We start from the raw sequence: 6,263 nt of genomic DNA, 5'->3' as shown, positions 1-6,263 counted from the left end.
TCAGGACGGGGGGACGTCGCAGGAACAGGTGGGCCTGATCGATCTCAACGCCAGTTCCAGCGACTGGATTCGCGCGCTTGGCGAGCAGGCCGCCAAACCGTATTTCCTGTTCGTCCCCGAACAGGGCAAGGCCGACGGCACCCACTTCAGCCGCGCCACCGCCATCGCCTGCCTGGTGGTGCAGGGTTGGGTGCAGCTGCAGCCCGAGCTCAAGACGCAACTACGCCGCGATGCCGACTGCGGCGTAGCACCAGATGCCGCCGCCCAACGCATCGCACAGGCGCATCCCTCGCTGGTGCTGCACGAACGCGATCTTGCCCGCGAACAACCCGGCCCGCACGGTGGGGCCGGCCCCACCACGGCCTATCCCTTCTTCGCCGATGCCCCGGACCTGGCTTTCGTGCTGCGCAAACGCGTGCTGCACAAGGGCGCCGGCATCGGCCTGCATCTGCACGACAAGGACGAGATCTACTACATCGTCAGCGGCCGTGGGCTGTATGCATTGGATGGCAAACAGTACGACGTCAGTGCCGGCGATGCACTGCTGACGCGGCCGGGAAGCACGCATGCGCTACAGCAAACCGGGGAAGAACCGCTGGTGTTGCTGTTGGCTTACACGGCGGCGCCTGGCGAGGTGAAGTAGGCCTTTGGGCAGCAGCATCGCCGCCATGGCCGCCAGTATGTGCCGCAGACGACATGACCTTCGGCAGGCGGCAAGCGGACGCGACTGCTGCGTGATCGGCACTCCCCACGGTCCGACACGTATGAAAACTCACTGGCCATTCTTGTTCGTGCTCTCGCTGTGGCAGCCGGCGTCCAGGCCAGCCCCACGCCGGAGACTTCCGCATCGGTCCCTGGATCTGCAGCTGATACCCTTTGCGGACCAGGGTGAGGTGAACGCGCTGGAGGTCAGCCTGCGCTTCGGAGAGCTGGCCATCCGGCGCGGCGGTGTCGTGGTGCAGCTGCCGATGCAGGTGAATCACGTTGACACCTTGCCGAGCACATTGCCTCGATCGAGGCGACCGATGCGCGCGGCCAGGTGCAGCTCTCTGGACGTGCCGCCACCGCGCAGGAAAGCGGCGATCAGGGCCCGCTACGCGTCTGGATCGCGCCGCGTGCGCTCAGCGGCCCGCTGACCCTGCGCTACCGCATCCCGGCCAACGCAACGCGGCCACCGCGCGGCCCGGCGCCGCCGATATCGTTCCGCAACGATGCCCATGCGTTTTCCGCTACGTCGGCGATGTTTCTGGTGCTGCCAACCGAGGAGCAGAGTTACGCATTGAACATCCGCTGGGATCTGAGCCATCTGCCCGACGGCGCCAAGGGTGTGAGTTCGTTCGGCGAGGGCAACGTGCGGGTCGGGGAGATCGATACCAACAGCCCGCCCGGCCTGTTTTTCATGGCCGGGGACGTTGGGCGCTGGCCGCGCGTCGCGCGGGCCGATGGGTTTTCGGTTGCCTGGCGGGGCAGCCGCCGTTCGATGCGACCGCGCTGTCGGCCTGGGTGGGCCAGTTGCACGACCAGTTCGAGAAACTGTTTCCCCAGCCCGAATCCAAGCCTTACACGATTTTCCTGCGCTACAAGCCGGTCAACGCCGGCAGTGGAACCGCCTTGTACCGCTCCTTCATCACGACCTACGGCGCGCCGGCGGAAACCGATCTGGACGAGATCAAGGTCACCTTGTCGCATGAGATGTTTCACACCTACCAACCGCGCCTGTCCCGTAACCGTGGACAGTCCACCACCTGGTTCAGCGAGGGCTCGGCGGTCTTTTATGAGGCCCGACTGCCGCTGCGTTTCGGTCTGCTGACACCGCAGCAGTACCTGACGGCGCTCAACCTCACCGCGGCGCGTTACTACACCAATGCGCTGGGCAACCTGCCCAACGCACGTATCGACGAGGGGTTCTGGAAGGACAACCGCATCCGCACGCTCGCCTATGCCGCGGCATGTTGTACCTGGCCACGGTGGACGATGCGCTGCGCAAGCGCTCGCACGGCCAACGTTCGCTGGACGACCTGCTGCGCGAATTGCTGGTCATTACCCAGGAGCGGGATGCGACGCAGGCAGATTGGGAGACCTTGCTGGAAGCAGAGCTGGGCGAGACTGCGGTGCAGGAATTTCACGAGTTTCTGGCGGGCACCCCGCCGTTGCCGGCATCTGATGCGTTCGTGCCGTGCTTTCGCAGGACCAGCAAGCCGCTGCGACGGTATGTGCTGGGATTCGAACCGGCGGTGCTGGCCGAACCCAAACGCATCGTACGCGGCCTGATGGCAGACTCCGAGGCCGCGCGTGCGGGCGTACGCAATGGCGATGAGATCGTGCGGCCGGTGCCGCAGGACGGGATCCAGGGCAATCAAACCGAGCATCTGCATCTGCGTCTGAGAGGTGCTGGCAAGGAGTTCGACGTGGACTACCTGCCGCGCGGCGAGCAGGTGGACACCTGGCAATGGGAGCGCGTGCCAGGTGTGGACGATGCGCAGTGCCGGCTATAGGCCCGGGCTGCCGCAAGGATCCGGCACCCGCAATCCGGTAAAGGCCGCTCAGGCCTTGTCCACCCCGTAATGCGTCAGCCCCAGGCGCGCCAGTTCAGCCGAGCGGCGGTAGTAGACCTCTTCCCAACCATCCACGCGTTGGCGGTCGGTGTCGTTCATGGCATCGAGAATGTCCTCGATGCTGAGCAGATTCGGATCTTCTTCCAGGCGCTCGAACACCGCGCCCAGGCCCTCGATGGCTTGACGCGCTTGCGCCGCGCCCATGGCGGCCAGCCCCCGCAATGCATCGCTGCGGGTGGCCGCATCCCATCGGTCGAAATAGCGGGCGTAGCCGCTCTCGTTCATGTCCGCATCCAGGCGCGCCAGCGCGATCAGTTCGCGTTCGCCCGGCGACAGCGCATCCATTCGCCCGCGCAACTGGGTGAGCTTGGCCTGCGCACGGGCAGCGCGGCGGCGCCACAACAACTCGGGCATGTTGAGCAGGCCTTCCAGGGTGGGGGGCGCCACCGCAGGCCAGTTCACCCCGAAGCCGTCTTCGGTGATGTGCCATTGCGCGCGTTGCGGCGGCGATGCCTTGAGCAGGAGCCGATGCGCCTGGATGGGCTCGTCGATGCGGATGCCGTTGGCCAGGGTGAACAGCAGGCGGGTGTCGTCCAGCTCCAAGCGCCGGATGCGCAGATGCGTCAGATCCATCGAGCGAAGGCGATGTGGGAAGGTTTGACCTTAGTGCGCGTTGGCGATGGTGTCGAGTCGGTGCAGCTCACATCGCAGCGTCGTGACCGCGGCACTGCGGTGCGCAGCAGTTGGCGCCGCGCTGGCGCAGCACTGACCTCACACGTCGCCGTCGCGGCTCCAACCCTCGCCGCTGCCACGCTGGATCACCCGATCGCTTGGCAGCACATCACCCGCCGGCACCTGCGGTTGCTGCGCAAGTCCGGCATAGATCGGCGTGAAGTCCGGCGCGGTGGCCTCCATCAACTGCGCAAAACTGTCGATGACGAAATAAGTTTTCTGGAAGTTGTCGATGCGGTAGCGCGTGCGCATGATGCGTTGCAGGTCGAACCCGATGCGGTTGGGTGCCGGCGATTCCAGCGAATACAGCGATTCGCCCTTGGACGACACGATGCCGGCACCGTAGATGCGCAGGCCCTGCGGCGTGTCGATCAGACCGAATTCCACCGTGTACCAATACAGCCGGGTGAGGTTCTGCAGCGCGTCCGGGCCGATGCCATGCGCCTTGATCCCGCCGCGGCCATAGGCCTGCATGAAGTCGGCAAACAGCGGGTTCATCAACAACGGCACGTGCCCGAACAGGTCATGGAACAGATCGGGTTCGGCGATGTAATCGATCTGATCGGGCCGGCGGATCCACCAGGTCACCGGGAAGCGCCTGTTGGCCAGATGGTCGAAAAAATCCAGCTCCGGCAGCAGGCCCTGCACGCCGACCAGGGTCCAGCCCGTGGCTGCCTGCAACACCTGGTTAAGCGCATCGAAGCGCGGGATGTGCGTATCGCCCATGCCCATCGCGTCCTGCGCCTGCAGGAACTCGTCGCAGGCCCGGCCAACCAGCAGCTCGCGCTGGCGACGATACAAGGTGCCCCAGGTGGCGTGATCGTCGGCGCTGTAGCCGTCCCACGGCTGCTCCACCACCGCGGTGGTGGAGACCGGCACATAGCCTTTGTCGGTGAGCTGGTTTTCGACGCGTTGCGGGGCGGTCTTCATGCAGCGGCACTTCCCGGTGATCAGCCGTCACCTTAGCCGGATGCGCGCGCAACGGGATTGCAAATCTTGCGTGCCATAGGCGGATTGGCGCAAGATTCGTGCGTCTTTGTCTGCTGCTGCGCAATATATGGACCAGCCCATCGCCCTGGACCGCACCGATTTGCGCCTGCTCGCCCTGCTGCAGAGGCAGGGGCGCAGCAGCAATGCGGAGCTGGCCATGCAGGTCAATCTGTCGGCGTCCGCGTGCCTGCGGCGTACCCAGCGTCTGGAGGCCGCCGGCATCATCGCCGGCTATGGCGCGCGCCTGGACGCGCGCGCGCTGGGGCTGGGCTTGCAGGCGTTCGTGCGTGTGCAGTTGGAGCAGCACGGGCAGGCCGACATCGAGCATTTCGCCGAGGGTGTGCGCGGCTGGGATGAGGTGGTGGCATGTTGGGCGCTGACCGGTGACATGGATTATCTGCTGCAGGTGCAGGTGCGCGACCTGGAACACTTCTCGCGGTTCCTGCTCGATCGCCTGCTCAATGCCACCGGCGTATCGGATGTGAATTCCAGCTTCGTGCTGCGCACGGTAAAGGCGCCGGAAGGTTTGCCGTTGTCGCATCTGGCCTGAGGTGCAGATCAGCCATGGGGCGATAGCGCAGGGCGCTGCTCGCACGCCGCAGCCGGCAAGGCGCGCCGCGTGCCGCCGCTTCCCAGGCAAACGCAGAAACGTGCTGCTTGCCACATAAACGATAACGATTTACATTCACCTCGCATCTTGGCCGCGTCCGGCCATGTCGTTCGTGTCGCATCGCCAGCCCATGCAGGGTCAGCCAGCCGGTCCGAGTGGACGCCCGCGTGTGCCTGTGCCTTTCCCTGTTGCGTGACGTACCGCGTCCGCAGCGATCGACGAGAACGCCCCATGTCTGCTGCCCTCGCTCCCCTTGGCCTGTTGTCTGCTGCGCTGCTGTGCGCGCTGTCGACCTTGGCCCCCGCCGCCGACGCGGCCGATGCGACCAACGCCACGACGCTCGACCAGGTCAGCGTCAACGGCACGGTGAGTCGCGCGCAACCGGCCACCACCACGCGGCTGCCGCTGACCCTGCAGGAAACGCCGCAGTCGGTGAGCGTGATCGGGTTGCAGCGCCTGGAAGAGCAATCGCTGTTCAGCATCGACGATGTGATGCGCAATGTGGCTGGCGTCAACGTGTCGTTCTACGACACCCAGCGGCCGTTGTATTTCGCGCGCGGTTTCCAGATCGCCGACTTCCAGGTCGATGGCCTGCCCACCTAGAGCGGCACCACCAATCAGGAATACGACACGGTCTTCTACGACCGCATCGAAGTGATCCGCGGCGCCAATTGGCCTGCTCACCGGCGCGGGCATCCCCTCGGCCACGGTGAACTTGCTGCGCAAGCGCCCGGGCAAAGACTTCGACGCCTCGTTCGGGGTGAGTGCGGGCACCTGGGATTTCCGCCGCATGCAGGCCGACGTCAACGCGCCGCTGACCGAAGACGGACGCTTTCGCAACCGCGTGGTGGCCGCCTGGCAGGATCGCGATTACTACCACGACCGCTACCACGACAGCAAAATGTCCGGCATGGCGGTACTGGAAGGCGACCTGACCGAGAGCAGCACGCTCACCGTGGGCTACCAGCGCCAGGACAACACCCCGGTCGGTTCGACCTGGGGCACGGTGCCGTTCTTCGCGGCCGACGGCTCCTTCGCCAACCTGTCGCGCTCGACCACCATGGCGCCGGAATGGACGCGCCGGCAGCGCGAAACCAGCACTGCATGCGCGAACCTGGAACAGCGCTTCGGGGAGGACTAGCTGTTTGATCCCATGCTTTGATGGTGCACTATTTTCCCTCGATTGGAAGGAAGCACTATGGGCCAGGTTCTACACGGGAGCGCCACTACGACAGAGGCGATCCGTCGAGCGATACAACATAGTCAAGAGAGCCTGAGAGCGCTGTCCAAGCGCTACGGGATCAATCAGAAAACGGTGGCGAAGTGGAAGAAGCGTCGCTCGACTGCCGATTTGCCAACCGGGCCGAGGCAGCCGT

At 65.2% G+C, this 6,263-nt stretch carries 6 protein-coding genes and 2 pseudogenes; 6 read left to right on the top strand and 2 right to left on the bottom strand.

Translation table 11 applies throughout. The features are described from left to right. From XAXN_RS19940 to XAXN_RS23365, 3 genes and pseudogenes are all read left to right on the top strand, one after another. On the top strand, positions 1 to 643 hold a 643-nt coding region (locus tag XAXN_RS19940; protein WP_134984945.1), incomplete at its 5' end, for a cupin domain-containing protein. A 1,049-nt stretch (positions 644 to 1,692) separates the two neighbouring features. Continuing rightward, positions 1,693 to 1,806 (top strand): annotated as a pseudogene (locus XAXN_RS23370) (hypothetical protein); the annotation flags it as partial. A 143-nt stretch (positions 1,807 to 1,949) separates the two neighbouring features. Next, complete coding sequence (locus XAXN_RS23365; protein WP_241148228.1) at positions 1,950 to 2,495, top strand: M61 metallopeptidase family protein; 546 nt, start codon at positions 1,950 to 1,952, stop codon at positions 2,493 to 2,495. Between the two features lie 48 nt (positions 2,496 to 2,543). Here XAXN_RS23365 and XAXN_RS19930 read toward each other — a convergent pair whose 3' ends face one another. Continuing rightward, complete coding sequence (locus XAXN_RS19930; RefSeq protein WP_054320799.1) at positions 2,544 to 3,188, bottom strand: DMP19 family protein; 645 nt, start codon at positions 3,186 to 3,188, stop codon at positions 2,544 to 2,546. A 138-nt stretch (positions 3,189 to 3,326) separates the two neighbouring features. After that, entirely contained in the window at positions 3,327 to 4,217 is an 891-nt protein-coding gene (gene phhA / locus XAXN_RS19925; protein ID WP_054320798.1) for a phenylalanine 4-monooxygenase, read from the bottom strand. A 127-nt stretch (positions 4,218 to 4,344) separates the two neighbouring features. Here phhA and XAXN_RS19920 point away from each other — a divergent pair, with 127 nt between their 5' ends. From XAXN_RS19920 to XAXN_RS22295, 3 genes and pseudogenes are all read left to right on the top strand, one after another. Then, positions 4,345 to 4,827, top strand: a complete 483-nt coding sequence (locus tag XAXN_RS19920; RefSeq protein WP_054320797.1) for an Lrp/AsnC family transcriptional regulator — start codon at positions 4,345 to 4,347, stop codon at positions 4,825 to 4,827. 291 nt (positions 4,828 to 5,118) lie between these two features. Next, a pseudogene (locus XAXN_RS19915) lies at positions 5,119 to 6,025 on the top strand (TonB-dependent siderophore receptor); the annotation flags it as partial. 60 nt (positions 6,026 to 6,085) lie between these two features. Next, the coding region (locus tag XAXN_RS22295; RefSeq protein ID WP_167694850.1) for a helix-turn-helix domain-containing protein at positions 6,086 to 6,263 on the top strand (178 nt) is incomplete at its 3' end.

The organism is Xanthomonas axonopodis (genome assembly GCF_001304695.1).
GTDB classification, from domain to species: domain Bacteria; phylum Pseudomonadota; class Gammaproteobacteria; order Xanthomonadales; family Xanthomonadaceae; genus Xanthomonas; species Xanthomonas axonopodis.
The sequence above is the reverse complement of the archived record's forward strand: the minus strand, read 5'-3'. Positions and strand labels throughout refer to the sequence as shown.

What these genes read in the sequence shown, in the direction of transcription:
- phhA (WP_054320798.1), bottom strand. Translation starts at nt 4,217, where the DNA reads ATGAAGACCGCCCCGCAACGCGTCGAAAACCAGCTCACCGACAAAGGC.
- XAXN_RS23365 (WP_241148228.1), top strand. Translation starts at nt 1,950, where the DNA reads ATGTTGTACCTGGCCACGGTGGACGATGCGCTGCGCAAGCGCTCGCAC.
- XAXN_RS19920 (WP_054320797.1), top strand. Translation starts at nt 4,345, where the DNA reads ATGGACCAGCCCATCGCCCTGGACCGCACCGATTTGCGCCTGCTCGCC.
- XAXN_RS19930 (WP_054320799.1), bottom strand. Translation starts at nt 3,188, where the DNA reads ATGGATCTGACGCATCTGCGCATCCGGCGCTTGGAGCTGGACGACACC.